The organism is Paraburkholderia sp. BR14320, assembly GCF_040948665.1.
GTDB classification, from domain to species: Bacteria; Pseudomonadota; Gammaproteobacteria; order Burkholderiales; family Burkholderiaceae; genus Paraburkholderia; species Paraburkholderia youngii.
In genome coordinates this window covers 1-3,105 of record NZ_JBFPKG010000143.1, presented here as the reverse complement: position 1 = coordinate 3,105, position 3,105 = coordinate 1, and the positions used below count along the sequence as shown (strand labels likewise).

The window sequence follows — 3,105 nt, the reverse complement described above, 5'->3', positions numbered from 1 at the left end:
GCATCTGTACTTCGAGGCATCGGCGGTCGTGATCACGCTGGTGCGCTTCGGCAAATGGCTCGAGGCGCGCGCGAAGCGCCAGACCACCGACGCGATCCGGGCGCTCAACGCGCTGCGCCCCGAGCGCGCGCGCATCCGCGACGGCGCCGGCGAACGCGAGGTACCGCTCGCGCAGGTGCGGGTCGGCACCATCGTGATCGTCCGGCCGGGCGAGCGCGTGCCGGTCGACGGCGCAGTGCTCGAAGGCCGCACGCATATCGACGAAGCGCTGATCACCGGCGAAAGCCTGCCGGTGCCGAAGCAGACCGGCGACGCCGTCACGGCCGGCTCGATCAACGGCGAAGGCGCGCTCGTAGTGACGACCACCGCGATCGGGGCGGAGACGACGCTCGCGCGCATCATCCGGCTGGTCGAAAGCGCGCAGGCCGAGAAGGCGCCAATCCAGCGCCTAGTCGACCGCGTCAGCGAAATCTTCGTGCCGGCCATTCTCGCGCTCGCCGCGCTGACCCTCATCGGCTGGCTGATCGCCGGCGCAGGCGCGGAAACCGCGATCCTGAACGCGGTCGCGGTGCTGGTGATCGCCTGCCCGTGCGCGCTTGGACTCGCGACACCCGCCGCGATCATGGCCGGCACCGGCGTCGCCGCGCGCCACGGCGTGCTGATCAAGGACGCGGAAGCGCTGGAAGTCGCGCATCGCGTGTCGATCGTCGCGTTCGATAAAACCGGCACGCTGACACTCGGCCAGCCATCAGTGACGGCGTTCGAGCCGGTCGGCAGCACGAGCCGCGACGAAGCGCTCGCGCTCGCGGCGGCGGTGCAGCGGCATAGCGATCATCCGCTGGCGCGGGCGGTGGTGCGCGCGTACGAGGCTCAACTCGGGCGAATCGCTGGCGAACCCGGCGGGCCAACCGCCAGCGCCGCTCGCGCCGTCGCCGGCCGGGGCGTCGAAGCCGACGTCGACGGCCGCACCCTCGCGCTCGGCAGCACGCGCTGGCTGCGCGAGCTCGACATCGCATTGCCGGCCGCGCTCACCGCGCGCGCGCAGGAACTCGAAGCGGCGGGCAACACGGTGTCGTGGCTGATGACGCGTGCGCCGGACTCCCCCGAAGCGCTCGCGCTGATCGCGTTCGGCGACACGGTGAAGCCGACCGCGCGCGCGGCCGTCGCGCGGCTCGCGCAAATGGGCATCCGCAGCGTGCTCGTGACCGGCGATAACCACGGCAGTGCGGCGAGCGTCGCGCGGGCGCTCGGCATCGACGAATTTCACGCCGAGGTGCTGCCCGACGACAAGGCCCGGGTGATCCGCGACCTGAAGATGCGCCACGCCGGCATCGTCGCGATGGCTGGCGACGGCATCAACGACGCGCCCGCACTCGCCGCCGCTGACATCGGCATTGCGATGGCGACCGGCACCGACGTCGCCATGCACGCGGCCGGCATCACGCTGATGCGCGGTGACCCGGCGCTGGTCGCCGATGCGATCGACATCTCGCGCCGAACCTGGCGCAAGATCCAGCAGAACCTGTTCTGGGCATTCGTGTACAACCTGATCGGCATTCCGCTGGCCGCGTTCGGCTTACTCAATCCGATGCTGGCGGGCGCGGCGATGGCGTTTTCGAGCGTCAGCGTCGTCACCAATGCGCTGCTGCTGCGGACGTGGCGCACAGCGCGCGGTCGCACCGTCGATCAGGCGCGTTGAGTAGCGAAGAACACCCTTCCCGCCTTCCGTCTCGTCCTTTTTGGGGCCCGCTGCGGCCCCTTTCGACCTGTTACGGCCGGCTTACATTCACCCTCAAGCCCGCCCTCTCCGAGCCGTAAACAAGTCAATCGATGCCCGATCGCGGCCACGCCCGACGAGCATCGCCTAATCCCCATTTCACGCCTGCCCATGAACTCACTCTTCTCGCGCCGCGCCAGCGTCGGCGCCCGGCTTGCCGTGCTCTCGTGCGTGCTGGTCGCGGTAATTTTCAGCACCTTCGCGTGGGCGCTCGCACGCGCCGCCGGCGACCAGGTGCGCGACCAGGTGCTCGCGCGCATCGCCGAAAAAGACCGCTCGATCGCCGCGATGATCGCGCTGTTCGACCAGGCGCTGTCGGCCGAGGTCGATCGGTCGATGGCGCTATTCGCGAGCCTCCTGCCCGCCGACTTCTCGCTCGACGACACGCAGAAAGTCGACATCGGCGGCACCGCGACGCCGACTTTCAAAGCCGGCGACAAGGTGCTGAACCTCGACTTCACGATTCCCGACCAGTTCCTCCAACGCAGCGGCGCGATCGCGACCATTTTTGCGCGCAGCGGCGACGATTTCGTGCGCGTGACCACGTCGCTGAAGAAGCAGGACGGCACCCGCGCGATCGGCACGCTGCTCGACCGCAAGGGGCCCGCGTATGCGCCGCTGCTCGCGAACCGCACGTACACCGGCCTCGCCGCGCTGTTCGGCAAGCGCATGATCACGCAGTACAAGCCGATCACCGACGCGAGCGGCCGGGTGATCGGCGCGCTGTTCGTCGGCGTCGACGTGGACAAGGAGATCCAGTCGGTCCAGGACGGCATCCGCGCGCTGAAGATCGGCGCGAGCGGCTATTACTTCGTGCTCGATGCGTCGAGCGGCGCGGAGCGCGGCAAGCTGCTCGTGCATCCGGCCGCCGCAGGCCAGAAAGCCGACGACGCGAACGCACCGTATCAGCGCATGCTCGACATGAAGCAGGGCGAGCTCGACTACCGCTCGGCCGACGCGACGCTCGGCGAGAGCGACGCGCGCGACAAGTTCGTGTCGTTCGTCACGGTGCCGGAGTGGCAGTGGCTCGTCGGCGGCGTCGCGCCGCGCGACGAAGTGATGGCCGACGTCGTGCGCACCCGCAACGCGTTCCTGCTGGTCGGCCTCGCGCTGGTAGGCCTGTTCGCGATCGTGTTCCTCATCGCGGTGCGGCGGCTCGTCAGCCGTCCGCTCGACGAAGCTGCGCGGGCGTCCGAGCGACTTGCCGCGGGCGATCTGAGCGTGCGCCTCGCACACGGCCGCGCGCGCGCCGACGAGATCGGCCGTCTGATGCAGGCGATCGACGGCATCGGCGAAGGCCTCGCGCGCATCGTCGCGCAGGTGCGCAA

At 69.8% G+C, this 3,105-nt stretch carries 2 protein-coding genes; both read left to right on the top strand.

Translation table 11 applies throughout. The features are described from left to right. Nucleotides 1-1,699: copper-translocating P-type ATPase (locus AB3X89_RS39210; RefSeq protein WP_368587939.1), on the top strand; the 1,699-nt coding region annotated here is incomplete at its 5' end. Between the two features lie 189 nt (nucleotides 1,700-1,888). Continuing rightward, nucleotides 1,889-3,105, top strand: a 1,217-nt coding sequence (locus AB3X89_RS39205; protein ID WP_368587938.1) for a Cache 3/Cache 2 fusion domain-containing protein, incomplete at its 3' end; no start/stop codon positions are given.